25 protein-coding genes and 1 tRNA gene are annotated in these 23551 nt (G+C 67.8%); 19 read left to right on the forward strand and 7 right to left on the reverse strand.

The genetic code is table 11. The features are described from left to right. Positions 1 to 10 precede the first annotated feature (10 nt). The 3 genes from QZ258_RS06910 to QZ258_RS06920 all read right to left on the reverse strand — a co-directional run bounded on the left by QZ258_RS06910 (position 11) and on the right by QZ258_RS06920 (position 2321). Positions 11 to 778, reverse strand: a complete 768-nt coding sequence (locus QZ258_RS06910) for a thioredoxin domain-containing protein (RefSeq protein ID WP_294179953.1) — start codon at positions 776 to 778, stop codon at positions 11 to 13. Next, positions 778 to 1647, reverse strand: coding sequence for a thioredoxin domain-containing protein (locus QZ258_RS06915; RefSeq protein ID WP_294179954.1), 870 nt, complete (start codon positions 1645 to 1647; stop codon positions 778 to 780). Before QZ258_RS06915 ends, QZ258_RS06910 begins: the two co-directional genes overlap by 1 nt. An 86-nt stretch (positions 1648 to 1733) precedes the next feature. Next, on the reverse strand, positions 1734 to 2321 hold the full coding sequence (locus QZ258_RS06920; RefSeq protein ID WP_294179999.1) for a vitamin K epoxide reductase family protein: 588 nt from the start codon (positions 2319 to 2321) through the stop codon (positions 1734 to 1736). A 335-nt stretch (positions 2322 to 2656) separates the two neighbouring features. On the opposite strand from QZ258_RS06920, the gene QZ258_RS06925 reads away from it, so the two are divergent. The 4 genes from QZ258_RS06925 (at position 2657) to QZ258_RS06940 (ending at position 8406) form a co-directional block, all read left to right on the forward strand. Next, entirely contained in the window at positions 2657 to 5041 is a 2385-nt protein-coding gene (locus QZ258_RS06925; RefSeq protein ID WP_294179955.1) for an Rne/Rng family ribonuclease, read from the forward strand. Between the two features lie 153 nt (positions 5042 to 5194). Next, a complete protein-coding gene (locus tag QZ258_RS06930) occupies positions 5195 to 6229 on the forward strand; it encodes a permease (RefSeq protein WP_294179956.1) in 1035 nt (344 codons plus the stop codon). Between the two features lie 19 nt (positions 6230 to 6248). Then, positions 6249 to 7067: a TIGR03943 family putative permease subunit gene (locus tag QZ258_RS06935; RefSeq protein WP_294179957.1), complete on the forward strand. Its 819-nt coding sequence runs from the start codon at positions 6249 to 6251 to the stop codon at positions 7065 to 7067. Continuing rightward, positions 7039 to 8406 carry a hypothetical protein gene (locus tag QZ258_RS06940; protein WP_294179958.1) on the forward strand — a complete coding sequence of 456 codons (1368 nt, stop codon included), beginning with the start codon at positions 7039 to 7041 and terminating at the stop codon, positions 8404 to 8406. The genes QZ258_RS06935 and QZ258_RS06940 overlap by 29 nt, the downstream gene beginning before the upstream one ends. Positions 8407 to 8427: 21 nt before the next feature. On the opposite strand, the gene QZ258_RS06945 is transcribed toward QZ258_RS06940, so the two are convergent. Further along, positions 8428 to 8712, reverse strand: a complete 285-nt coding sequence (locus tag QZ258_RS06945) for a DUF4031 domain-containing protein (protein ID WP_294179959.1) — start codon at positions 8710 to 8712, stop codon at positions 8428 to 8430. A 45-nt stretch (positions 8713 to 8757) separates the two neighbouring features. On the opposite strand from QZ258_RS06945, the gene QZ258_RS06950 reads away from it, so the two are divergent. The 10 genes from QZ258_RS06950 (at position 8758) to rsfS (ending at position 16544) form a co-directional block, all read left to right on the forward strand. Beyond that, the gene (locus tag QZ258_RS06950; RefSeq protein ID WP_294179960.1) at positions 8758 to 9336 is read left to right on the forward strand and encodes a hypothetical protein; all 579 of its coding nucleotides are present in this window, start codon (positions 8758 to 8760) and stop codon (positions 9334 to 9336) included. A gap of 131 nt (positions 9337 to 9467) precedes the next feature. Further along, the gene (gene rplU, locus QZ258_RS06955; RefSeq protein WP_294179961.1) at positions 9468 to 9776 is read left to right on the forward strand and encodes a 50S ribosomal protein L21; all 309 of its coding nucleotides are present in this window, start codon (positions 9468 to 9470) and stop codon (positions 9774 to 9776) included. 11 nt (positions 9777 to 9787) lie between these two features. Then, positions 9788 to 10042, forward strand: a complete 255-nt coding sequence (gene rpmA / locus QZ258_RS06960; protein ID WP_294179962.1) for a 50S ribosomal protein L27 — start codon at positions 9788 to 9790, stop codon at positions 10040 to 10042. Between the two features lie 86 nt (positions 10043 to 10128). Next, entirely contained in the window at positions 10129 to 11670 is a 1542-nt protein-coding gene (gene obgE / locus QZ258_RS06965) for a GTPase ObgE (protein WP_294179963.1), read from the forward strand. Next, positions 11667 to 12452 carry a glutamate 5-kinase gene (proB, locus tag QZ258_RS06970; RefSeq protein WP_294179964.1) on the forward strand — a complete coding sequence of 262 codons (786 nt, stop codon included), beginning with the start codon at positions 11667 to 11669 and terminating at the stop codon, positions 12450 to 12452. The genes obgE and proB overlap by 4 nt, the downstream gene beginning before the upstream one ends. After that, complete coding sequence (locus tag QZ258_RS06975; protein ID WP_294180000.1) at positions 12449 to 13768, forward strand: glutamate-5-semialdehyde dehydrogenase; 1320 nt, start codon at positions 12449 to 12451, stop codon at positions 13766 to 13768. Before proB ends, QZ258_RS06975 begins: the two co-directional genes overlap by 4 nt. A gap of 47 nt (positions 13769 to 13815) precedes the next feature. Continuing rightward, positions 13816 to 14004 carry a hypothetical protein gene (locus QZ258_RS06980; RefSeq protein ID WP_294179965.1) on the forward strand — a complete coding sequence of 63 codons (189 nt, stop codon included), beginning with the start codon at positions 13816 to 13818 and terminating at the stop codon, positions 14002 to 14004. An 18-nt stretch (positions 14005 to 14022) separates the two neighbouring features. Continuing rightward, a complete protein-coding gene (gene nadD / locus QZ258_RS06985) occupies positions 14023 to 14637 on the forward strand; it encodes a nicotinate-nucleotide adenylyltransferase (RefSeq protein WP_294179966.1) in 615 nt (204 codons plus the stop codon). A gap of 152 nt (positions 14638 to 14789) precedes the next feature. Beyond that, positions 14790 to 16121 carry a hypothetical protein gene (locus tag QZ258_RS06990; protein ID WP_294179967.1) on the forward strand — a complete coding sequence of 444 codons (1332 nt, stop codon included), beginning with the start codon at positions 14790 to 14792 and terminating at the stop codon, positions 16119 to 16121. A 36-nt stretch (positions 16122 to 16157) separates the two neighbouring features. After that, a complete protein-coding gene (gene rsfS, locus QZ258_RS06995) occupies positions 16158 to 16544 on the forward strand; it encodes a ribosome silencing factor (RefSeq protein ID WP_294179968.1) in 387 nt (128 codons plus the stop codon). Here the strand turns inward: rsfS and QZ258_RS07000 are convergent. Beyond that, positions 16504 to 17061, reverse strand: coding sequence for an antibiotic biosynthesis monooxygenase (locus QZ258_RS07000; protein ID WP_294179969.1), 558 nt, complete (start codon positions 17059 to 17061; stop codon positions 16504 to 16506). The genes rsfS and QZ258_RS07000 overlap by 41 nt on opposite strands. Before the next feature lie 94 nt (positions 17062 to 17155). Here QZ258_RS07000 and QZ258_RS07005 point away from each other — a divergent pair. The 5 genes from QZ258_RS07005 to QZ258_RS07025 all read left to right on the forward strand — a co-directional run bounded on the left by QZ258_RS07005 (position 17156) and on the right by QZ258_RS07025 (position 21144). Continuing rightward, positions 17156 to 17228: transfer RNA gene (locus QZ258_RS07005), tRNA-Ala, on the forward strand. 75 nt (positions 17229 to 17303) lie between these two features. After that, on the forward strand, positions 17304 to 17528 hold the full coding sequence (locus tag QZ258_RS07010) for a hypothetical protein (protein WP_294179970.1): 225 nt from the start codon (positions 17304 to 17306) through the stop codon (positions 17526 to 17528). Positions 17529 to 17750: 222 nt separating this feature from the next. Then, complete coding sequence (locus tag QZ258_RS07015) at positions 17751 to 19232, forward strand: Eco57I restriction-modification methylase domain-containing protein (protein WP_294179971.1); 1482 nt, start codon at positions 17751 to 17753, stop codon at positions 19230 to 19232. Further along, the gene (locus QZ258_RS07020; protein WP_294179972.1) at positions 19229 to 20188 is read left to right on the forward strand and encodes a BsuBI/PstI family type II restriction endonuclease; all 960 of its coding nucleotides are present in this window, start codon (positions 19229 to 19231) and stop codon (positions 20186 to 20188) included. Before QZ258_RS07015 ends, QZ258_RS07020 begins: the two co-directional genes overlap by 4 nt. A gap of 341 nt (positions 20189 to 20529) precedes the next feature. Continuing rightward, positions 20530 to 21144 (forward strand): hypothetical protein, encoded by a 615-nt coding sequence (locus tag QZ258_RS07025; RefSeq protein ID WP_294179973.1) that lies wholly within the window; start codon positions 20530 to 20532, stop codon positions 21142 to 21144. 314 nt (positions 21145 to 21458) lie between these two features. Here the strand turns inward: QZ258_RS07025 and QZ258_RS07030 are convergent, their stop codons facing one another. Further along, a complete protein-coding gene (locus tag QZ258_RS07030; protein WP_294179974.1) occupies positions 21459 to 22541 on the reverse strand; it encodes a bifunctional glycosyltransferase family 2/GtrA family protein in 1083 nt (360 codons plus the stop codon). Continuing rightward, on the reverse strand, positions 22541 to 23500 hold the full coding sequence (locus QZ258_RS07035) for a phosphodiester glycosidase family protein (protein WP_294179975.1): 960 nt from the start codon (positions 23498 to 23500) through the stop codon (positions 22541 to 22543). The genes QZ258_RS07030 and QZ258_RS07035 overlap by 1 nt, the downstream gene beginning before the upstream one ends. Between the last annotated feature and the right edge of the window lie 51 nt (positions 23501 to 23551).

A 23551-nucleotide genomic window follows, 5' to 3' on the forward strand; every position in this document is an offset into this window, starting at 1 on the left:
TGCTCGGCGCTCAGCGTGCGTCGAGCAGCGCCAGCAGGTCGCCGTCGGTCGCGGGATTCCAGCGCATCCCGTCGATGACCACGGTCGGGGTTCCGAAGCCGCCGTCGTCGTTCGCGAGGTCGGCACGAGCCACCGTGCTGACGGTGATCGCGGCGACCCACTCGCGGAAGTCGCCGTTCTCGACGCAGCTGACGACCGCAGCGTCGGTCACTCCGACAATTTCGAGCAACTCGATGAGCTGCGCGTCGTTGTAGCCGACGGTTCCTTCGTCAGGCTGCGCGGCGAAGAAGCCGTACTGAACGTCGAGGAACGCGTCCGGCGTGTGCTCGGCGACGCACGCGGCGGCGTTGGCGGCGCGACTCGAATACTCGCTGTCGAGGAAGGCGCGGTCAAGAATCGCGATGGGGTGCACCTCGAGCTCGAGGTCACCCGTGGCGACGCGGCTCGTGAGCTCCTCGGAGTAGGCGCCCTCGAAGTCGCGACACACCGGGCACGACCAGTCGACGTAGAGCTCAACCACGGTCGCCGACGCTTCGTCGGCCGGGTCGGCCACGGCGATCGCGCCATCGACCCCCTCGAAGCGGATGCCGCCGTCGGCGGTCATGCTCGTCGGGGCCTCGATGTCGAGGGTTTCGATCGCCGCCGGCCCCTCGCGCAGGGCGAAGATCACGGCGACGATCACGAGGATCGCGAGCGCGAGCAGGGTGCCGACGACGGTCGGCACCACCCACGGCGGCGTCGGGCGCGGGCCCGGGGTGGTGTCGACCGGCTCGGTCATTACTCGGTGGTTTCCGTCTCGACCGGGAGGAGGCTCGCGAGGAAGGTCGCGAACGCGGCCGAGTCGCTTACGCTGCCCGTGTAGCGCTCACCATTGACGAAGACGGTCGGCGTCCCGAAGAAGCCGCTCGCGGGGTTCACGAGCTCCGGGTCGTTGATGGCACGATCGGTGGCGGTGGTCACCCACGACTTGAAGGTCTCTTCGTTGATGCAGCTCGCCACCGCTTCCGAGGTGATCCCGGCGCCCTCGAAGAGGCCGATGATCTCGGAGTTGTTGAGACCGGACGTGCCTTCCGCGGGCTGGTTCGCGAAGAGGGTCGCGTGCGCGTCCCAGAACGAGTCGGGCTCGTTCTCGGCGACGCAGGCGACCGCGTTGGCGGCGCGCGAGGAGTAGCGGGTGCCCGAGGATGCGCGGTCGAGGATCGAGACCGGGTGTACCTCGATGGAGGCCTGGCCGGTCGTGACGAGGCTCTCGATCAGCTCGGCATTGGCATCCTCGAAGGCGCCGCACACCGGGCAGAGGTAGTCGACGTGCATGACGATGTTCAAGTCGACATCGAGCTCCGAGGTGTCGGTGGCGGTCGGCTCACCGTCGGCCGGGATCGCGGCCGTGGGGACGGCCTCCATCTCGGCGCCGGCCAGGACGATGCCGTCGCTGGCCATGTTGAGCGGGCCGGGCCCCGCGGGCTTCACCGAGTTGAAGATGACAAGTCCGACGATCGCGACAACCGCGACGATGCCGAGTGTCACGCCGCCGCGCACCAGCACCGAGTTGATTGAGTCGCGTCGCTTCTGCTTGGCGCGGGCAAGCCGCGCGGCTTCGCGCGCCGCTTCGCGGCGCTGGTCCTTGCTGAGTCGCTCTTGGGGCACGGGAAAACCTCGAAGTGTAGGGGCGGAAAGGTCGGAGTGAGTCTAGTCGGCGGGCGCGCGCGGATGCCTGAACGTGCGGGGCACTCCTACAGGTACGCGATGACGTCGAGGCGCACCTGGGCGATGATCGCCACGATGGCGTAGCTCGCGATCGTGATCGGCACTACCCAGGAGCGCATCGCCGTGCCGAAGCGGCGCGGGGCCGAACCGTAGACCCCCTCGGCGAGGTTGCGGAAGGTGAGCGACCACCACAGCGGAATCGTGACGCTCCAGACGACCATGCACCACGGGCACAGGGTGAACAGCGCAAAGATCGACTGCGAGATCAGCCAGATGACGAAGGCCAAGGCGCCGGTGACGCCGACGTGGAAGGCGATCCAGAACCAGCGATCGAAGCGGGCCCCGGCAAGAAGGGCGACGCCGACCGCGATCGGTGCGGCGAATCCGCCCAAGCCCAGAAGCGGGTTCGGGAAGCCGAAGACCGAGCCTTGCCACGAGGACAGGTTCGCCCCGCACTGCACGAGAATCGAGAAATCGCAGCCGAGCTCGGCCGCCGGGTTCTCGAGCAGGTGGATCTTTTCGACCGTGAGCTGGAACGCGGCCCACCATCCGATCAGTCCGGCGAGAATGAAAAATGCGGCGAGAATCCAGGGGCGGCGCGTGGGCGCATCGATGTCAGTCACCCGGTGATTATTGCAAGCCCAAACTCTCAAATGCGGGGCTTTCGTCCCAACGTGCGATAATTTGAGCGAGTTGAGGCGGGCCGCGCTCGCATTCAACGCCACAGAAGGCTTACCGGGCATACCGGGCATACCGGGCCACGAGGTGCCGACGACCGTCGTCAGGCATCGTGTCGGATCGCCAGTTCCGAATATGCGTCGTGAGAGGACGCGCGAGCAGCCGGGCCCGCGGATCGCGGACGCTGCTCCCAACAGAAAAGGATTCGCGAGACACGCGATTTCGCGTCTCGCTCGAGAGTACCCGGCAGGTGGCGCGGCCACTTCGCCGGATGAGGAGCACACCAGCGATGGTGGATGACAACCCGAATAACGAAGCCGGTTCAGAAAAAGCCTCCAAGGCGCGTCGTTGGCGACCTTTGAAGTCGAAGAAGGCGGAGCTGCCCGCGGCGGACGCGCCTGCAACCGAGGCGCCCGCGACGGACGACGCCCCGGCAGCGCAGGCTTCCACCAAGCAGCCCGCGAAGCAGCCCGCGAAGAAGTCGGCCGCAGCCAAGACCGAGACCGCGACGGCGGACTCGTCGGCGACGAGCGCGCCAGCACCTGCGGCCGCGCCGACCACGGCGCTGCTGTTCCAGGCTCCCGATCTGCCGCCGATGCCCGAGCGCCCCGCCGCCGAGGAGGCGAGCAGCGAGACGCCCCGTCGTCGTTCGCGTCGTCGTTCCAGCGACGCGCCGCGCGAAGGTGATGACGCTCCCGGCACCACGGTGCGCGTGCGCCAGCCGCGCCCGAAGGAGGAGATCACCGAACCGCAGCGCGTCAAGGGCTCCACGCGTCTCGAGGCGAAAAAGCAGCGTCGCCGTGACGGGCGCGACGCCGGTCGCCGCCGGCCCGTGGTCACCGAGGCCGAGTTCCTCGCGCGTCGCGAAAGCGTCGACCGCGTCATGGTGGTGCGCAGCAAGTACGGACGCATCCAGATCGGTGTTCTCGAGGATGGCGTGCTCGTCGAGCACTACGTGGCGCGCGCTCAAGACGCGAGCCTGATCGGCAACGTGTACCTCGGTCGCGTGCAGAACGTGCTCCCGAGCATGGAGGCCGCCTTCGTCGACATCGGCCGCGGTCGCAACGCCGTGCTCTACTCCGGCGAGGTCGACTGGGAGGCCGCCGCGGCCGCCTCGGCCGCCGAGGGCGAACCCGCGCCGAAGAACCAGGCACGCCGCATCGAGCTCGCGCTCAAGCCCGGCGATCGCGTGCTCGTGCAGGTCACCAAGGACCCGGTCGGCCACAAGGGTGCCCGACTGACGAGCCAGGTGAGCCTTCCGGGCCGCTTCCTCGTCTACGTCCCCGGTGGGTCGATGAATGGGATCTCCCGCAAGCTCCCCGACACCGAGCGCGCGCGTCTGAAGAAGATCCTCAAGGAGGTTCTCCCGGACGACGCGGGCGTCATCGTGCGCACCGCGGCCGAGGGGGCAACCGAGGAGCAGCTGACCCTCGACGTGCAGCGGCTCACCGCGCAGTGGGCGCACATCGCCAAGGCCGTTGAATCGGGCAATGCCCCGCAACTGCTGCACAGCGAGCCCGACCTGTTGATCAAGATCGTCCGCGACGTCTTCAATGAGGACTTCCACAAGCTCGTCGTCGAGGGCGACGACGCCATGGAGACGCTCTCGACGTACCTCGGTGCGGTCGCCCCTGACCTGGTCGGGCGTCTCGAGCGCTACGTCGGCGAGGTTGATTCCTTCGATCACTACCGCGTTGCCGAGCAGATCGAGAAGGCTCTCGAGCGCAAGGTGTGGCTGCCCTCGGGCGGATCTCTCGTGATGGACCGCACCGAAGCGATGACGGTCATCGACGTCAACACCGGCAAGTTCGTCGGCTCCGGCGGAAACCTTGAAGAGACGGTCACCAAGAACAACCTGGAGGCGGCCGAAGAGATCGTGCGCCAACTCCGCTTGCGCGACATCGGCGGCATCATCGTCGTCGACTTCATCGACATGGTGCTCGAGTCGAACCGCGATCTGGTGCTGCGCCGCATGATCGAGTGCTTGAGCCGGGACCGGACCAAGCACCAGGTCGCCGAGGTCACCTCGCTCGGTCTGGTCCAGATGACCCGCAAGAAGCTGGGTCTGGGTCTTGTCGAATCCTTCAGCGAGGCGTGCGAGACCTGTGCCGGTCGCGGCATTGTCGTGCACCACGAGCCGGTCTTCAAGCACCGCGGTGGCTCCGATTCGTCGTCGCAGGGCGGTTCGAACTCGGGCGGGTCGTCGCGGCGTCGCGGCGGTCGCGGTGGATCGGGCAGTTCCGGCAATTCGGGTGGCAACAACAACGCCCCCAAGCAGAGCAGCGGATCGAACGGCACTCACGCCCTGACGGAAGACGTTCGCAATGCGATCGCGCAGGTCGCCAAGAGCACCGTCGCGCACGAGCACGAGCCGAAGGCCGCCAACGGGGAGACTCCCGCGGCGCCCACGATCACGAAGATCGAGCAGGCCGCCGAGGCCGCCGCGAACGCCGCCGTGAAGGTCCTGGATCTTCCGGTCGAGAAGTCGCCGCGCTCGGGGCGTCGGATGGATCCGCACGCCGCGGAGCAGATCCTCGGTTCGGTGCTCGAGGCCTTGCCGGAGCCTCCGGCCCCGGGCTCGGGTCGCGCTCGCCGTTCGCGTCGCGCCTCGTCGAAGGGTGAGGTCGTCACCCCGCAGGACGGCCCCGCGAACTAGTTCCGCAAACGGGTGGGCTCACACGGCGTGAGTCCACCCGTTTTCGCGTTGCGGGGTCGTTCAGGCGGCGCCGGTTCCGAGTCCGAGGGCGGATCGCGCGAGCGACTCGCTGGCCTCTGCGAACTCCCGGCCGGGTCCTGACAGAATGTGCGAATGCCGTCCCGTCTCCGCGTCGACTCGCGACCCCTTCCGGAGGCTCGCCCGCGGAACCGACGCGGGGTCGTCGTCATGGTGGCGCTCGCGCTCGTCGTCGCGCTCGTGACCGCCCGCATCGTCACCTCCGAGTGGGTTCCGCGGGGCGTGCTGCCCGATCGGGTGCAGGACTTGATCACCCTGGCCACCAGCCTGCTCGTCGAGTCGCTGCCGTTCGTAGTGCTCGGCATCGCCCTGTCGGTCGTCGTGCGGGTCTGGCTGCCCGAAGGGCTGATCGTGCGCGTGCTGCCGCGCACCCCCGTGCTCCGGCGTGCGGCGCTGTCGCTGGTGGGCATGTTTCTGCCGGTCTGCGAGTGCGGCAACGTGCCGCTCGCTCGCGGCTTCGTCGTCCGCGGTCTCACCGTCGGCGAGTCGATGACGTTCCTGTTCGCCGCTCCGATCATCAACCCGATCACGATCGTGACGACGCACCAGGCATTTGGCTTCGACGACGGCATCCTGGTCGCGCGGCTGCTCGGCGGGTTCGTGATCGCGAACCTCCTCGGCTGGTTGTTCAGCCGGCATCCGGATCCGTCGTCGCTTCTGACGGCGCGATTCAACGCCGAGTGCGCGACGGATGCGGGACCGGCGAGTTCGCGCTGGTCGCAGAGCGTTGACCTGTTCGTTCGCGAGTCGGCGACGCTGCTGCCGGCGTTGACGGTCGGCGCGATCGTCGCCGGCGCGGTTCAGACGGTGGTGCCGCGGTCGGTGCTCATCGCGCTCGGCTCCGACCCGCTCTGGTCGGTGCTCGCGCTCATGGCGCTCGCCCTGGTGATCTCGGTCTGCTCCAACGTGGATGCGTTCTTCATCCTGCCGTTCGCCAGCACGTTCATGCCGGGATCGATCGTCGCGTTCTTGATCTTCGGAGCGCTCGTCGACATCAAGATGCTCGCGCTGCTTCGCACGACGTTCACGGTGCGCACCCTCCTGATCGTGACCGGCATCGTGGCGTTGTCGAGCGCGGCGATCGGATGGGGGGTCGACCTTGTGGTCTGAGTTGACGCGACTGCGCGGCGTGCTCCTCGTCCTGGTCGTTTCGGTGCTGACGGTGTGGCTCGCGAGCACGGGACAACTCGCGCTCTACATCCACCCCCGCTACGACCTGTTCACGATCGCGATGGCCTCGATCGCGATCGTCGCGTGTGTGGCGGCCCTGGCGAGCGCGCTGATGCGTCGGCGGGCGGAGGCGGCGCGGGCGGCGCGGGACGAGCACGAGCGGCTGCGACTGCCGCTGCTGGCGGCCGAGCACGAGCACGATCACGCGCACGACGGCGCGGCCGCGCTCGACTCGCGATTCGCCCGCATCGCGGGCGTGCTGGCGATCCTGGTGAGCGCGAGTCTCGCGATCGCGATGATCGTGCTGCCGCCCGCGACGCTGTCGAGTGCGACGGCGATCCAGCGCGACATCACGTCGCAGTCCGGCTCGCTCGACCCGGAGGCCGACGCGGCGGCGGTGGCGGAGGCCGCCTCCGCTCCCGACGAACTGTTTGCCGGGTTCACGGTGCGCGACTGGGCGACGCTGCTGCGCCAGACGTCCGACCCGGCCTTCTACGAGGGCAAGCCGGTCGACGTGATCGGCTTTATCACGGCGATTCCGGACGAACCGGATGCCTTCTACGTCTCTCGGTTCTCGATCACGTGCTGCGCGGTGGATGCACAGCCGTTCGGCGTGCCGGTGCTGCTTCCCGGCTGGCAGAACCAGTTCGCGGCGGACGACTGGGTGCACGTGACGGGGGAGTTCACGACGAGTGGAACCCTCGATGTCGGCACGATCGTTCTCGAGCCTTCGGGGGTGACCGGCGTCGATGAGCCTGACCAGCCGTATCTCTTCTGACTGGCGTCGTCGTCACGAACTCCGCCGTTTTCGGCTGCGCGTCGCTGTCGTCTTCGCGGTGCTGCTGCTCGCGGCGGGCGCTCTCGCCGCACTCTCGAGCACGCAGGGCCCGCGCATCCAGTCGGTCACCGCGAACGCCGAGGCGCTCGTCACGCAGCCGGGCGGCGTCGCCGAACTCGCGTTCTCGCGACCGATCGCGGAGGTTGCCGCGTCCGACATCACGCTCGAGCCGGTCGCGGAGTTCACCGTCGAGTCGTCTGGGTCGCGCGTCGTGCTCCGCTTTGCGACCGCGCTTCGGGCGGCCACCGAGTACCGCGTCACCATCGAAGGCGTCCGCGGCGTCGCCGGGGGTGCCAGCGGGTCCGTCGAGGCGACCTTCGAGACCGGTGCGCTGACCGTCGAAACCGTCACGACTTCGCCGACGGGGGAGGCCGTCTCGGTGTTCAGCACCGGGGTCGGCTCCGGAGCGCCGCAGCAGCTGATCGAGGCGACCGGGGTGCGCGAGTTCGTGCGCATTGATGACGTGGTGGCGCTGGTTCGTGATCTCGACGACGAGCGCAGCGCACTCAGCGTCAACGCGATCGACGGAACCGGAGTCCAGGACTTCGTGCTGCCCGAGGAGGGGCGCATTGCGCAACTCGGCCAGGTCGGCACGGCGCTGTTGTTCACCTTGACGAGTGCGGTGGCGGATCCGCTGCCGGCGTTCGACCTGACCCTCATGCGGACGGATCTGGCCGCCGACCCGACCCCGACCGCGGTGCTCGGACTCGACGGCGAGCCGATTGCGACGCGCGCCTGGTTTCCGATCCCCGGCACGGCCGACATCCTGATCGCGGCGCGCGACGGGTCGGTGCTGCGCGGCGATCCCTCGGGGCTCACCCCGTTGGTCCCGGTGGGCCAGTACCTCGATGTCTACGGGATGACGCCGGACGGCTCCGGTTTCGTTGCCGCGGATGCGTTTGGCCCGGTGCTCGTGGATCTCGCCACCGGCGCGTCCACGCGGATCACCTCGTCGCTGATCGACGGCGTGGAACCGTATCTGGGCGCGGTTGCCATGGTCGACGCGGAGCGCTGGGTCGCGAAGGTCGCGGTGCCCGACGTCTCCGGCGGGTTCACGACCGGCATCGCGCTCGACGATGGCATGACCTCGACGTTGATCGATCTGGGCGGCTCGGGCGAGGCGATCGCCGACTTCCGCGTGTCTCCGGGGGGTCAGTATCTCTTCGTCGTGCTCAACCAGGGTTCGCCGGGCCAACCCACGACGGGGCCGACGCTCGTGGTCGATCTCGACACGCTGACCGTGCAGGAAACGCTTGCCGGAGTCGACCCGCAGTGGTGACGGCCCGCGGACGCCGTCGCGTCAGCGGCGTTGCGCCCGCTCGGCCTTCTCGCGCTGCGTGACCCGGAGTCCGGCCTTCTGAAGTCGTCGCAACAGCTCACGCCCGGTCACCGGCTCGGCGCCGCGCGCAACCAGCTCGTCCCACCGTTCGCGGGGCACGTCGTAGTGATCATGATCGAAGCCGCGGGCGGGAATCCCGGCGTCGGCGGCGAAGGCGTGCAATTCCTCCAGGCTTGAGTCGCTCACGAGATGCGCCCAGACCGTGCCGTGGGCAGGCCAGATAGGCTCGTCAATCAGCACGGTCATCTGGAGATCATAGGCGCGAGGGCGGACGCGATGTCGGGAAACGGGATGTCAGAGTCGATGCGGCGGGCGCTGCAACGCCGCGGCGCTCTGCAGGCCCTCCTCGTCGCGGCCGGGGTGTTCGCCGCGCTCCTGGCACAGGGTCTCGCCCTGGGGTTCATCGGCTCCGTTTCGCTCGTCGGGGTCCCGGGGCAGACCGGCGATTCGCTCGTCTACCTCTGGACGGGCCAGCTTCAGGGCTCCGTGTTGGGGGCGCTTCCGCTGTCGATCGGCGTCTTCTTCTCGCTGTGGCAGCTTGCGCCGATCGTGCCCGAGCTGCGCCTCGCGCACGTGCTCACGCGTGGCGCGCTGGCAACCGCGATCGGCATGCTGCTGATCATCGCGGTCGTCGTCGTCGGGCAGGTGGCGGGGGCACTGGCCGGGGCGACCTTCTTCGGCAACTCGTTCCCCGATCTCGGGGGGCCGTTCCGCGCCGCGTGGTTCTCGATCTTGCAGGGGGTGACGGGCGCGTTCCGCAGCTTCGTCCTCGACGTGCCGATCGTCCTTCTGGCGACCGTCCTGCTGTGGGGATGGCAGCAGCGACACCCACCGAAGAATGAACTCGCTGGCGCCCTGGATGACGTCTAGAATCGACGTGAGCGACACGGCCGACCGCGTTTGACCGGACGGCCCACTCTCGGGTATCGTTGCTCCTTGGTGTCCGCCGCCGTCGGCGTCGCGTTCGACACCGAGACTTCCCTCATACGTAAGGATTTTCCGTGGTTTACGCAGTTGTGCGCGCCGGTGGGCGGCAGGAGAAGGTCGAGGTCGGCTCGATCGTCGTCCTGGACCGTGTTCAGGCCGACAAGAACGGCAACATCGAGCTGGCGCCGGTGCTCTTGGTCGACGGTGACACGATCACCCACGACGCCAAGGCGCTCGCCAAGGTCAAGGTCACGGCCGAGGTCGTCGCCGACCTGCGCGGCCCGAAGATCACGATCCAGAAGTTCAAGAACAAGACCGGCTACAAGAAGCGCCAGGGCTTCCGTGCGGACCTCACGCGCGTGAAGATCACCGGGATCAAGTAAGGGCTGCAGCAATGGCACACAAAAAGGGCGCATCGTCCACCCGCAACGGACGCGACTCGAACCCCCAGTACCTCGGCGTGAAGCGCTTCGGCGGCCAGGTCGTCAAGGCGGGCGAGATCCTCGTTCGTCAGCGCGGCACGCACTTCCACCCGGGAGCCGGCGTCGGTCGCGGTGGCGACGACACGCTGTTCGCGCTCGAGGCGGGCTCCGTGCAGTTCGGCACCAAGGGCGGCCGCAAGGTCGTCAACATCGTCCCGGCGGCGTAACCCGCCCGACGACTCAATTCTCGACCAGGGCGGGCTTCGGCCCGCCCTTTTCGTTTGCTCACAACCTGACACCCGAGGAGGCAGCGATGACGACGTTCGTCGACCGCGTCACGCTGCATCTGCGCGCCGGAAACGGCGGCAACGGATGCGTGTCGGTGCGCCGTGAGAAGTTCAAGCCCCTCGCCGGGCCGGACGGCGGCAATGGCGGCAACGGCGGCGACATCGTGCTGGTCGCCGACCCGCAGGTCACCACGCTCCTGAGCTACCACCGCGGACCCCACCGTTCGAGCACCAACGGCGGCCCGGGCATGGGCGACCACCGTTCCGGCTACCAGGGCGATGCGCTCGAGCTGGCGGTGCCGGTCGGAACCGTCGTGTACTCCGCGGAGGGTGAGCAGCTCGCCGACCTGGACGAGCCCGGGATGCGACTCATCGTGGCTCCCGGCGGTCAGGGCGGCCTCGGCAATGCGGCGCTCGCCAACACCAAGCGCAAGGCTCCCGGCTTTGCCCTTCTCGGCACACCCGGGTGGGAGGGCGACGCCGTCCTCGAGCTCAAGACGGTGGCCGACGTGGCGCTCGTCGGATACCCGAGCGCCGGCAAGTCGAGCCTGATCGCGGCACTCAGCGCCGCCAAGCCGAAGATCGCCGACTACCCGTTCACCACCCTCCACCCGAACCTCGGCGTCGTCGAGGCGGGGGAGTTCCGCTACACGATCGCCGACGTTCCGGGCCTCATTGAAGGAGCCAGCGAGGGCAAGGGGCTCGGCCTCGAGTTCTTGCGCCACGTCGAGCGCTGTACGGCGCTACTGCACGTTCTCGACTGCGGAACCCTCGAACCCGGCCGCGACCCGCTCACCGACCTTGACGTCATTCTGGCTGAGCTGGCGGCCTACCCGGTTCCGGACGGTCAGGTGCCGTTGCTCGAGCGTGCGCAGCTCATCGCCCTCAACAAGATCGACATGCCGGACGCGCGCGAGCTCGCGGAGTTCGTGCGCCCGCAGTTGGAGGAGCGCGGCTACCGCGTGTTCGAGGTCTCCGCGGTTAGCCGCGAGGGCCTGCGGGAGTTGTCGTTTGCGCTGGCGGAGCTGGTCGAGGCGGATCGCGCCGCGAAGGCCGCCGCCGCCATTGCCAAGCCCCGTCTCGTCATGCGCCCGCGCGCGGTCAACGAGGCCGACTTCCGGATCGTGGTGGAAGGCGGCACCGAGACGATCTACCGCGTTCTCGGCGCGAAGCCCGAACGCTGGGTTGCGCAGACCGACTTCGAGAACGACGAAGCGGTCGGCTACCTCGCGGACCGTCTCGCCAAACTCGGAGTCGAAGACGCCCTGTTCGCGCACGGCGCGACGCCCGGTTCCGCCGTCGTCATCGGCGCGAACAGCTCGCGCGTGTTCGATTGGGAACCGACGCTGACCTCCGCGGCCGAACTGATGACAAGCCCGCGTGGAACCGACGCGCGTCTCGACGAGAACCGCCGCTTGACGCGCAACGAGCGTCGCGAGGCCTACTTCGAACGGATGGACGCCAAGGCCGCTGCCCGCGCCGAGCTCGAGGCCGAGCGCGCCGCCGGCGTCTGGACCGAGCAGTGGGAATCCGACCACCATGATGGCGAGGAAGCGGAGGAGCGGTGACAGGACCGCACGCGAGCGTGCTGGGCGCGAAGCGCATTGTTGTCAAGGTGGGGTCGTCGTCGATCAGCGGCGTGAACGCCGCACAGATCACTCCTCTTGTCGATGCTCTCGCGGCCGCGCACGGCCGCGGATGCGAGATCGTTCTCGTTTCGTCGGGAGCCATCGCGACCGGCATCCCGTTCCTGGAGTTGGATTCGCGGCCCACCGATCTGGCGACGCAACAGGCCGCGGCCGCCGTCGGGCAGAACGTGCTCATGTGGCGCTACCAGACGAGCCTCGACCGGTTCCCGATCATCGCCGGTCAGGTGCTCCTGACCGCCGGGGATCTCGACCACCCGACGCCGCGCGGCAACGCCCAGCGTGCGATGGAACGTCTGCTCGATCTGCGCATCCTGCCGATCGTCAACGAGAACGACACGGTCGCGACGCACGAAATCCGATTCGGCGACAACGACCGGCTCGCCGCGCTCGTCTCGGAGCTCATCGGCGCCGACCTGCTGGTGCTGCTCAGCGACGTGGATGCGCTCTACACCCGGCCGCCCCACGAGCCGGGTGCGCGGCCGATCCCGTTCGTCGCGCACGGCGACGACCTCGCCGGGGTGGAGCTCGGCGACATCGGTGCCGCGGGCGTGGGCACCGGGGGAGCGGGGACGAAGATCGCGGCCGCCAAGCTCGCCGCGGCGGGCGGGACGCCCGTCCTGCTGACATCCACCTCGCGCGTGGGGGAGGCGCTGTCGGGCGTCGAACTCGGAACCTGGTTCGAGGCCGTACCGCGCGCCTGAGCCCGCATCCCCGGCGGCGTCCGTCGTCGGCGCAGTATTCTTGCGACATGCCCGACACGCTCACCACCGCCCGTTCGCTCGAAGAAAAGCTGGTGGCCGCGCGGACCGCGTCACGTGTGCTCGCGACCGCGTCGACCGCCGAGAAGGATGCCGGGCTCCTCGCGATCGCGCGGGCGGTCGAAGACGGCGCCGCGCGCATCCTCCCGGCGAACGAGCTCGATCTCGCCAACGGGCGCGACAACGGTCTGAGCGCCGGGCTGCAGGATCGGCTGCGCCTCGACGACTCACGTCTCGCGGCGCTCGCGACGGCGGTGCGGGATATCGTCGCGCTCCCGGATCCGGTGGGGGGCGTGGTGCGCGGATCGAGTCTTGCGAACGGGCTCAAACTCAGCCAGGTGCGGGTGCCCTTCGGCGTGATCGGCGCGATCTACGAGGCGCGCCCGAACGTCACGATCGACATCGCCGCGCTGGCCCTCAAGAGCGGTAACGCGGTCGTGCTGCGCGGCGGGAGCGCCGCCGAGAATACGAACCGCGTGCTCGTGGAGCTGCTGCAGGAGGCCCTCGCCGACGCGGGCCTGCCCGCCGACGCCGTTCAGACGATCGACGAATTCGGTCGCGACGGCGCCACCGAGCTGATGCAGGCGCGCGGCTTCGTCGACGTGCTGATTCCGCGCGGCAGCGCGCAGCTGATCGACACCGTGGTTCGAGAGTCAACGGTTCCCGTGATCGAGACCGGCGCCGGAATCGTCCACATGTTCCTCGATCACGGTGCCGATGAGCGGATGGCGCTCGAGCTCGCGGTCAACGCCAAGGTGCACCGCCCGAGCGTGTGCAACGCGCTGGAGACCCTCCTGGTCGACGCGCGCGACGCCGAGCGGCTGCTCCCTCCGGTCCTGGCGGCGATGCGCGAGCACGGTGTCACGATCCATGCCGACGAACGGGCGCGGGCGATCTTCGCTGACGCGCTGCCGGCGACCGAGGAGGATTTCGCGACCGAGCACATGAGTCTCGATCTCTCGGTTGCGGTGGTCGACGGCCTCGACCAGGCGCTGGAGCACATCCGCCGTTTTTCGACGCACCACACCGAGTCGATCGTGACCAACGACATCGCCCGCGCCGAGCGCTTCCTCGCCGAAGTGGATTCGGCGGTCGTGATGGTCAACGCCTCGACGCGGTTCACCGACGGCGGCGAGTTCGGCTTCGGCGCCGAGGTGGGCATCTCCACGCAGAAGCTGCACGCGCGCGGACCGATGGGACTGCCGGAGCTCACGAGCACCAAATGGATCGTTCGGGGCGCGGGCCAGGTGCGCGGCTGATTGCCGCAGATCGATAGACTGGCGCCACGCCGTCGGGAGAGGACCCCATGCTGTACACCCTGTTGACCGAGACCGAGCACGAGCTTGCGCCGATCATCATGCACCCTCTCGCCTTCGCGGGAGTCGCGGCGGCGATCTTCGTCGTTCTGGGCCTCGTGACCTGGAGCTACCGAGACGTGGCGAACCGCCACAGCCACAAGGTCGGATCGGCGCCCGCCGACCACGGTCACCACTAGGCGCACCGCCTGTCGATCGTGACGCCCCCGACTCCGGACCGCGCCGAATCGCGGGTGCGGCTGGGGGTCATGGGCGGCACCTTCGATCCGATCCACCACGGTCACCTGGTGGCCGCGAGCGAGGTCGCCTCGCGCTTCGATCTCGATGAGGTCGTCTTCGTGCCCACGGGACAGCCGTGGATGAAGGCGGATGTCTCGCCCGCCGAGCACCGCTACCTCATGACGGTCATTGCGACCGCCTCCAACCCGCGCTTCACGGTCAGCCGTGTCGATGTCGATCGCGCCGGCCCGACCTACACGATCGACACCTTGCGTGACCTCCGAGCGGCCCGTCCGGATGCCGAGCTCTTCTTCATTTCGGGCGCCGACGCGGTGGCGCAGATCCTCGAATGGAAGGACGAGGCCGAACTCTGGGAGCTTGCCCATTTTGTGGCGGTATCTCGCCCAGGACACCGCCTGAACGTTCGCGGATTGCCAGAACAGGGCGTAAGCTCCCTTGAAGTGCCCGCGCTGGCGATCTCATCGACCGACTGCCGGGCTCGAGTAGGCCGGGGGGACCCGGTCTGGTACTTGGTCCCAGACGGTGTCGTGCAGTACATCTCCAAGTACCAGCTCTACCGGAGTACGACATGACGACCTATCACGAGCCACCGCTGCAGTCGCGGCGAGCGGCGCGAGAGAGCGAGCGGGCGGAACGCCCCCCTCTCCCGGTTGTCGACCCCGCGATTTCGGTGTCCTCGTTCGTGACGCCGCCGTCGCCCCGCAGCGAAGCACCGGCTCAGCCCGTGCCCCAGTCGCGCGCCGCGGCGCGCGCTCAGCAGGCGGAACAGAAACAGGCCGAGCAGGATGCCGCGCAGCGCCAGGCCGAGCAGCGATACGCGGCGCAGCGCCAGGCCGAACAGCGTCACACGGAGCAGCGTCCGGCCGAGCAGCGTTACTCGGAGCGTCGGCAGGCGGCCGCCCCGCAACCCACCGAGCCGGCCGAGCCCTGGGCTCCTGCCGCGCGAACGCACGACCCCTTGGCACCGGCGGCATTCGCGGCGCAGCCGCCGCGTCCGGCCGCCTTCGCTCCGGTCGAGCGGCCGAGTGTCGAGGCGCCGCGTGCCAGCGATGTCGACCCGATCGAGCACACGCTCACGCGTCGCGAACTCCGCGCCTTGCGGGAACAGCAGGGTGCCGAGGCGCCGTCGCAGCAGCCGCAACTGGGCGACCGGACGGCGAGCTACGCCGAACTGGACGCTCTCGTCGCCGACCGCCGCTCGGCCGCCGCGCCGCCACCGGTCGCGGCACCGCCTCCGCTCATCGAGCCGCCGACCCCGCACGGTCGCCGTGCCGCTCATGACGCGCCTGCCGTCGAGCCTCCGCGCGCGCCGGTGACGCCGGCCGCCGCTCCGTCCTTCGAACCGGCCGCTTCTGCGGCGCCGCCCGCTGCTCCCGCCCCGTGGATCCCGGCGGCCCCCGCCGCATCCGCTGCTCCCGTCCGCGCCGCGGAGTCGGTGCAGCCCGCCGCCCCCGCTCAGCCTGCTGCGGTTCCCGAGCCGGCGGCCCACGAGGTGATCGAGCCGACGATCGAGCGCACGCTCCCCGCGCCGACGCCGCTGGCCGACCCCACGAACTCGCGTGACGTCGCGACCGCCTCACCGCAGGTCGGTCATTGGAGCACGCAGGCCGAACGCGACGACAGCGAGCAATCAGCCGCGGCCGGAGGAGGCCGTGGCGTCGGCGGGTACAGCCCGTTGACGACGAGTGCTCTGATTCTTCCGCCCGCCATGGACTCCGGACTCGGCGGCGCTCTCTCCGAGACCGGCGAGATCTTCATCACCGGTTCGGTGCAGTTGCCGCGGAGCTACGCATCCCATGGGGCGTATCCCGACCAGCTCGAATCTGCCGACCTCGATCACCTGCTGGATCCCAGCGACTACCAGGTCACCATGACCGACTCGCAGCCGGTTCGCGCGATGCGCGCAGTCAGCACCCACACGGCGACCGGCACGGTCATGGCGACCCAGCGTCCGCCGAGCAATCGTGGGCTCACCATTTTGATCATCGCCGCAGCCTCCATGGCTGCGCTCGTCGGGACGATCTTCGTCGTCGCGGTTGCGTCTGGGCAACTGTGACGCGCCGTCACCCCGCACCACTCTCCGAAGGAACTTGTGACCGCCACTGACCGCGCCCGTGAACTGCTCGACATCGCCGCGACGGCGGCCGACTCGAAACAGGCGGTCGACCTGGTGGCGCTCGACGTCTCGGGTCCGCTGCCGCTGACCGACATCTTCCTGATCGCGAGCGGACGCAACGAGCGCAACGTCATCGCGATCGCGGGCGAGATCGAAGACAAGCTCATCGAGAACGGCGTCAAGCCGTTGCGTCGCGAGGGTCGGGCCGAGGGCCGCTGGGTGCTCCTCGACTTCGGTGACATCGTCGTGCACGTCTTCCATGAGGAAGACCGGATGTACTACTCGCTCGAGCGGCTCTGGAAAGACTGCCCGGTCATCCCGCTCACCGACCGCGAAGAAGCCACGGGCGCAGCGCCCGCGTGACGAACGGCAGGGCCAGGTAAGTCATCACCGGCGTCACGAGCACGACCGCGATGAGCACCCGAGCCCACAGGTCCCAGTCCGGGATGAGCCAGCCGAGCAGCGCGTTCGAGCCGAGGCTCAGCGGGTAGAACACCAGGAAGATCGAGATCATCTGCTTCCAGCGCGGCGGCGCCGTCGGGGGAGTGGTGAGCACTTCGACGCTCGCGGGTTCGTCGAACCATCCTTCGATGCCGGTTCGCCGTTCCTCGCGCGCGTCGGCGACGAGCCCCTGGGCGGAGGCCACCCACCAGGCGCGCTCGGGCGAGCGTTCCCAGGCGGCGAGGCTCTCCGCATCCGCGAACCGGAACAGCATGTGCCAGTCGTGGCTGGTCGGATCGGGGCGGATCCACCCCGATCCGAGATAGCCCGGGCTTGCCGCAATGAGGTCTTGGCCGGCCCGCGCCCAGGCGGCGACCTCCTTGGCTCGCGCCGGATCGACGTTCCGGGTGATCGAGATGGTGATCGGCTCGCTCGTCATCCCCCCAGTCTGCCGGTTGCGTGCGCGGCGGGCGCTGGTTCGGCACGCGGCGCAGGATGTAGTAATCTAAACGGGTTGCCCTCCGGGGCAGTCAGGGTCTGTGGCGCAGCTGGTAGCGCACCTGCATGGCATGCAGGGGGTCAGGGGTTCGAGTCCCCTCAGATCCACCCAAAGTGCCTTACGGGACACGTGACATCGCCGTTTCCGCTCGCTGAGCGAGCGAAGCGGGTCGAAGCGTCCCGTTGGGCTTCCTTGCCCCGCGCGGCCGTGCTCGCGAGGTTGGCGAACAGTTCGGCGAGACCTGGGCGAAGTTGCTCGTCGTCGGCGACTTCCAGTTGCGTGTGGAATGCCTGATTTGCGAGCCTCCGGTTCGCGACGTCGGAGTGCGCGTAGGCGTGGTGGGCGTCGGTGCGCAGCCGCAGGGAGTCGTGGAGGAACGCCCGCGCCCCTGCGTGGTGTTCATCTGAGGACGCAATGATCCGGACGATCTCGACATTCGCTGCCCTTGCGCAAGACCACAGCCGCAAGGAGTACGATTCGGGCCAGCAGAAGTTCGAGAGGCTATGCCAACAATCCACCAGTCTGTATGAGGCGCTCGAACACCGCATGGTCAGCGATCAATCGTAGGACTGCTCGCGTGGTCTGCGTGTTCTCCGTGGCGCGTCAGTGGCCCCAGATACGATGGGGCGATGTTGATGGCGGACCTGCTGAGTGTCGCCGAGAGTGAGCGGGTCGCCGCCCTCGGCGGGCTTGATGCGCGCACCCAGAGCGAACTCGGGCAGTTCTTCACGCCCGCCGTCGCTGCCCAGCTGATCGCTTCAATTCCCCGTCTTCCCGAAGGCGGGACGTTGCGTGTGCTCGACCCGGGTGCAGGCTCAGGTGTTCTTACCGCCGCGCTCGTCAGCCGTGCCCTCGCAGAACAGCCGGAGCTGTCGATTGAGGTCGTCGCGGTCGAGCGCGACCCTCTCGTCCTACCGAGCCTCCGGGCGACGCTGATGGCGTGTGAGCAAGCGGGTCGTGGCCGAGTCCACGCCAAGGCAGTCGAAGCGGATTTCATTCTCGACTCCGTCGGCTTGGATGCTTCGCTTCACCTCGACGGCCAGTTCGATCTCGTGATCGAGAACCCTCCGTACGGGAAGCTTGCGGTACCGAGTGTGCATCGGACGGCCATGCGTGCCGCCGGGGTCGATGCGCCGAACCTGTACGCGGCGTTCCTCTCCTTGTCTGTCGCCGCGCTCAGGATCGGCGGGCAAGTTGTGGCGATCACTCCCCGCTCGTTCTTCAACGGCCCGTATTTTGGCGCGTTTCGTGCTCACTTGCTCGACTCCATCGCGCTCGACCGAGTACACGTCTTCGACTCCCGTTCCACGGTATTCGCCGAAACCGGCGTCCTCCAGGAGAACGTGATCTTCGCTGGAACGCGCGGCGCGACCCCGGGCGTTGTGGAGCTCTCCGTCAGCCGTGACCACACCGACGATGTCTCAACCCGTCCCGTCGCATACGAGCAGGTCGTCTTCCCCAACGATCCGAACCGATTCATCCGCCTTGCAACCGACGCCGAAGACACGGCCATCGCCGAGGTTGTGCTTTCCCAGCCTTGTTCCCTGAACGATCTCGGCGTGCAGGTCTCAACCGGCCGCGTGGTCGACTTCCGGTCACGCCATGCGCTCAGTTCTGTCGAGCAGCCCGACGCTGTGCCGTTGATCTACCCAGGCAACCTCCGAGACGGCAGTGTCGTCTGGCCGCGAGAAATTCGCAAGCCACAATGGTTTCATCCGGTCGACGACAAGGATCGTGGGATGCTCCTGCCCGAGGGCTGGTACGCAGTCGTCAAGCGGTTCAGCGCGAAGGAAGAACGCCGACGAATCGTTGCATCGGTCTGGTCGCCATTGGACATCCCGGGCAAGGTAGCGTTCGAAAATCACCTAAATGTCTTCCACATCAGCAGTCACGGCATGGACGAGGACCTTGCCAGAGGAATCGCCGTATGGCTCAACTCGTCAGTCATCGACAAATTCTTCCGCACCTTCTCCGGTCACACCCAAGTCAATGCCACTGACCTGCGAACCCTTCGGTTTCCAGCCGTCGCAGTATTGCGCGAGCTCGGACGCAACCCGGTCGTCTCCCAGATCGAGGTCGACTCGTTGGTCAAGGAATTGACCGCCGCATGAGCGAGTTGAACCGCGCGGCACATGAGCGCGTCGAGGATTCTCGGATAATTCTTGAGTCACTCGGCATGGACGCCGAGCGTAGCAACGAGCGATCCGCGCTCGTGCTGTTGGCGCTCGTCGGGCTTACGCCGTCCGAGTCCTGGACCGAAGTCGCCAACCCGATGCTAGGCACGCGCGCGGTCATGGACTTTATCCGCGACGAGTACGGCAAGGACTACGCGCCGAACACGCGTGAGACGGTTCGGCGATTCACGTTGCATCAGTTCGTGGAAGCACAGCTCGTCGTTCAGAACCCAGACCAGCCGCAGCGCCCCGTCAATTCACCGAAGTGGAACTACCAGGTCACGGCTGAAGCGCTGGATGTGCTGCGCGCCTACGACACCGACGAGTGGCCGTCCGCGGTCGATCGGTATCTCGCTGAGTTGCCGGGGCTCAAGGCCCGGTACGCGGCGGCGCGCGAGATGAACCGTGTCCCGCTTACCCTCCCTGATGGGTCGGTGTTCACGCTGACGCCGGGCGGCCAGAACGTCCTGCTGAAGGCGATGGTTGAGGATTTCTGCCCTCGCTTCACCCCAGGTGGACACGTGCTGTACATCGGCGATGCAGGCGACAAGTGGGCACTCTTCGAACGTGACACCCTCGCATTGCTCAACGTGACGGTCGACCAGCACGGCAAGATGCCCGATCTCGTCATCTACCTGCCAGACCGCAACTGGCTTGTGCTCCTCGAAGCCGCCAGTTCCCACGGCCCCGTCGACTCCAAACGGCAAGCCGAACTTGCTGAGCTGTTCGCGGAGACAACGGCCGGACTCGTCTACGTCTCCTGCTTCCCCGATCGTGCGGAGTTCCGCAAGTACGTCGACAAGATCGCTTGGGAGTCCGAAGTCTGGTGTGCCGATCACCCGACCCACATGATCCATTACAACGGCGAACGCTTCCTCGGACCATACGACTGACATGTCGATTGCAGGGGCACCGATTCTACTCAGCTACCCAGGCCGGGGATGAGATGTTCCTGCACTCTCCTTACCCACAACGACTAGAGAACCTGTCAGAAGGGCATCCCCTCTACGGACTCGACCTGCGAACGCTGAGTGACGAGCGGCTTGCGGCCGCGGCCGCGCGCGCGATCATCCCGGATTGGACGAGTCTGTGGCACCGACTTGACCACCACAACACTGCACAGAGTGAGATTGCGAATCTGGCGAGTTCGATCTTGCGACGAGTTGCCCGAGTTATTGTGTGGAGCACTCGGCTTGCGCGGCTAACTGAGGACAGCGACTTCTCGCTTGAGCGATTGGACGAACTCCTCGACGCAACGACCCTCACGTACATCCAGATGGTCGGAGCGTTCGACGCCATTGCGATCGTCAACGGGCTTCTCAACGGCCAGACCAGCTATCCGGCAATGGCGTGGCAGCGCAGGGACTTCCGTGATTCAGTCCGTCTCATCGCACCCCGTGCAGTGGAGCTCATGGACGACGGGACACCTGGCGATCTTTACTTCCAGGCAATTCGGGCTTTCCGGAACACCATTCATAGGCGCATGCCAGACGTCGGTACTTCAGCGCCCCGCCAAGGAGACCCAGTTCACACCAAGGTGATCCTGGGGCTCGAGTCGAATGGGCACCGAGAGATCATCGACACATTCACCGCTGCGGGCTGGACGAAGTTCGTTGGCATTGATCTTGCAGGACCGGACTGGCTCTTCTTACGACCTGGAACTGCCGTGAGTCTTTTGAAGGCCGAGGGCATGCCTCTCCTCAATGAGCTTCTTGCTGCGACGCCAGCGGACCGCCTCGGCCATGCACGAATCGCGCCGGATCACGATGCGACGCTGTACCCGCGGCAGATGCAAGACTACGCGCTTGGATATCTTCATCTCAGACACCTCGTCCCGAAACCCCATTAGTTGGATCGCGTCGTCGCTCAGATCGTGCCGCGGTGAACGCCGACGCGGCGCGCCGGTGCGGTCACGCTCATACCGGCGGCTCCGGCTGTGCGCATATCGTCCACCTCCTCACTCGCCAGCGCTGTTCGAGTGCGTCTCCTTGGCTCTACCGACGCTGCGATGAGCGGGTCGTCCGGCTTACCCGCAGGCTCCACGGCCCCGCCGGACCCTTGATCCCACGCGTGAACCAGCCGCTCGACCCGCAGCCGCCTCTTCGCATAACGTTCGATGGAGTGCCCCCAGTTCAGTTTTTCTCCCCGTCGCCGGGCCGCTGTTCATGTGGCGCGCCGCGGCGAGATCAGAGCCGCGGCGACAATCGGCGCGCCGTTGTCGTACGGGGCGCTCCCGCGCCGGGCGAACACGATCGAGCGCTGCACGGCGAAGCTCACGATGTAGAGCGACACCTCCGTGATGATCTTCGAGACCAGCAGCGGCAGTCCCGCGCCGACGAGTGTGGCCAACCAGACGTAGTTCGCGGCGAGCAGCACGAGCGCGAGCGCGACGTACCGGGGCACCGCATGGCGCAGCGGCACCTGGTGGGCGCTGAACGCGCGGCGGTTGAGCGCGAAATTGACGGTCCCGCTGACCAGCCGCGCCACGATCACCGCGGCGATCAACGAGTCCGAGAGCCAGAACACGAGGGCGAGAAGGGCCGTGTCGATCGCGAACGCGACGAGCGACGAGGCGCCGAACCGCAGCACCGGCCGCAGTACGCGGGCCGAGTCCCGGATCGGACGGAAGTGCGATGACGCGTTGTGTTCGAGGTAGATCGTGGCGATCGGTTCCTCGACGACCCGGACGCCGGCCTCGCGGGCACCGAGCAGCACCTCGAGCTCGTACTCGAAACGGTCACCGGGCACCCGGGCAAGCCACTCGAGCGCGCTCGCGGGGAGTCCGCGCAGGCCGGTCTGGGTGTCGGTGACGGCATAGCCGGCCGCCACCTTGAATGCCGCGGCCGAGACCGCATTGCCGAACCGACTGCGGGCCGGAACCTCGCCGTGGAAGTCGCGCGCGCCGAGCACCAGCGCGTCGCTCTCCGCGCGGAGCCGGAAGGCCACGCGCAGGATGTCCTCGACCGTGTGCTGGCCGTCGGAATCCGCCGTGACCACGTCGTGGCCGCGGTGGAAGGCCAGCACGTGCCGCAGCCCCGCCTTGAGGGTGACGCCCTTCCCCCGGTTCTGCGGGAAGGCGAGCAGCTCCGCGCCTAGGTCGAGCACCGACTCGAACACCGCGGTGTACGCAGGACCGCTGCCGTCGTCGACGACCACGACCCGGACGTCGGGAGCGGTGGTGCCGAGTTCCCGCACGAGCTCGGTCAGTCGCGCGTCTGGTTCGAGGGCCGGAATGAGGACGATCATCAGTTCACCGATCCTTCGATGTAGAGGATGTCGGAGGTGCCGCGTTCGCCGCCGTTCGACGGCGAGTTCACGACCTCTCCGTTGAAGTACAGGGTCGACGACCCGCCGCCGTCGAGGTTGTAGGCCGTCTCCGCACCGAGCTCGAGCATGATCTCGGCGAGCTCGATCATGTCGACGCCGGCGCTGTAGCCGGTCTGACGGCCGTCGACCACGACGAAGACGAGGTGGTTGTCGTCGATCACACCGATCGCGGTGCGCGGCTGATCGCCCTGGATCGAGTGGTTGCCGAAGTTGGTGTCGACCTCGACGTCGTCGATGCCGTCGAGGATCGCGCCGTCCTGCACGAGCGCCGGGCCGAAGCTCAGCGTGTTCCAGACGCCGTCGGCGAGCAGCTCCTCGGCGGAGATGGTCGTTTCGTCGTAGACCTCGACGCTGCCGTCGAGGGAGAACGCGAGGCCATCGCGGGCCCCCTCATCGCGGTAGGCGACCTCGTTGCGGATCACGATCCCGGTGTCGCGGAAGCCGTAGTAGTCGCCGTTGATGGCGAAGATGGCGTCGTTGGCCTCCGCGATTCCCGAGGTGGTTTCGGTGATGTTCTCCCCGAAGGTGTCCTCGGCGAACGCGGACCGCAGCACCGTCGCGTCGCTCAGCACCACATCCGCGACGTAGTAGGTCACGGTCTCATCGCCGCTCCCGGTGGTCACCGCGCTGATCTCGATGTCGGCGTAGTCGGAGGTGAACGTCGTCGCGGTGGTGACGGCGTCGGAGTCGTCGGTCGACGCGGTGGCGACGGTGGAATTCTCGGCCTCGTACACCGAGACGCTCGCGATCTCGACGTGGGGAATCACGAAACGGTCGAGTGCCCACCAGGAGCCACCGCCGATGACGAGCGCCACAGCGCTTGTGGAGGCGATGACCGCCGTGCGGACGCGGCGTCGGGGGGTTCGCGTTCGGTTCATGACGCCACCGTGGGCGCCGACCCTATGAGCGCCGAATGCGAGGCCTGGGCA

The sequence above is a fragment of the uncultured Schumannella sp. genome (assembly GCF_905479755.1).
Lineage (GTDB): Bacteria > Actinomycetota > Actinomycetes > Actinomycetales > Microbacteriaceae > DCRR01.

What these genes read in the sequence shown, in the direction of transcription:
- QZ258_RS06910 (WP_294179953.1), bottom strand. Translation starts at nt 778, where the DNA reads ATGACCGAGCCGGTCGACACCACCCCGGGCCCGCGCCCGACGCCGCCG.
- QZ258_RS06925 (WP_294179955.1), top strand. Translation starts at nt 2,657, where the DNA reads ATGAGGAGCACACCAGCGATGGTGGATGACAACCCGAATAACGAAGCC.
- QZ258_RS06930 (WP_294179956.1), top strand. Translation starts at nt 5,195, where the DNA reads ATGCCGTCCCGTCTCCGCGTCGACTCGCGACCCCTTCCGGAGGCTCGC.
- QZ258_RS06940 (WP_294179958.1), top strand. Translation starts at nt 7,039, where the DNA reads ATGAGCCTGACCAGCCGTATCTCTTCTGACTGGCGTCGTCGTCACGAA.
- QZ258_RS06945 (WP_294179959.1), bottom strand. Translation starts at nt 8,712, where the DNA reads ATGACCGTGCTGATTGACGAGCCTATCTGGCCTGCCCACGGCACGGTC.
- QZ258_RS06950 (WP_294179960.1), top strand. Translation starts at nt 8,758, where the DNA reads ATGTCAGAGTCGATGCGGCGGGCGCTGCAACGCCGCGGCGCTCTGCAG.
- rpmA (WP_294179962.1), top strand. Translation starts at nt 9,788, where the DNA reads ATGGCACACAAAAAGGGCGCATCGTCCACCCGCAACGGACGCGACTCG.
- obgE (WP_294179963.1), top strand. Translation starts at nt 10,129, where the DNA reads ATGACGACGTTCGTCGACCGCGTCACGCTGCATCTGCGCGCCGGAAAC.
- QZ258_RS06980 (WP_294179965.1), top strand. Translation starts at nt 13,816, where the DNA reads ATGCTGTACACCCTGTTGACCGAGACCGAGCACGAGCTTGCGCCGATC.
- QZ258_RS07000 (WP_294179969.1), bottom strand. Translation starts at nt 17,061, where the DNA reads ATGACGAGCGAGCCGATCACCATCTCGATCACCCGGAACGTCGATCCG.
- QZ258_RS07015 (WP_294179971.1), top strand. Translation starts at nt 17,751, where the DNA reads ATGTTGATGGCGGACCTGCTGAGTGTCGCCGAGAGTGAGCGGGTCGCC.
- QZ258_RS07020 (WP_294179972.1), top strand. Translation starts at nt 19,229, where the DNA reads ATGAGCGAGTTGAACCGCGCGGCACATGAGCGCGTCGAGGATTCTCGG.
- QZ258_RS07030 (WP_294179974.1), bottom strand. Translation starts at nt 22,541, where the DNA reads ATGATCGTCCTCATTCCGGCCCTCGAACCAGACGCGCGACTGACCGAG.
- QZ258_RS07035 (WP_294179975.1), bottom strand. Translation starts at nt 23,500, where the DNA reads ATGAACCGAACGCGAACCCCCCGACGCCGCGTCCGCACGGCGGTCATC.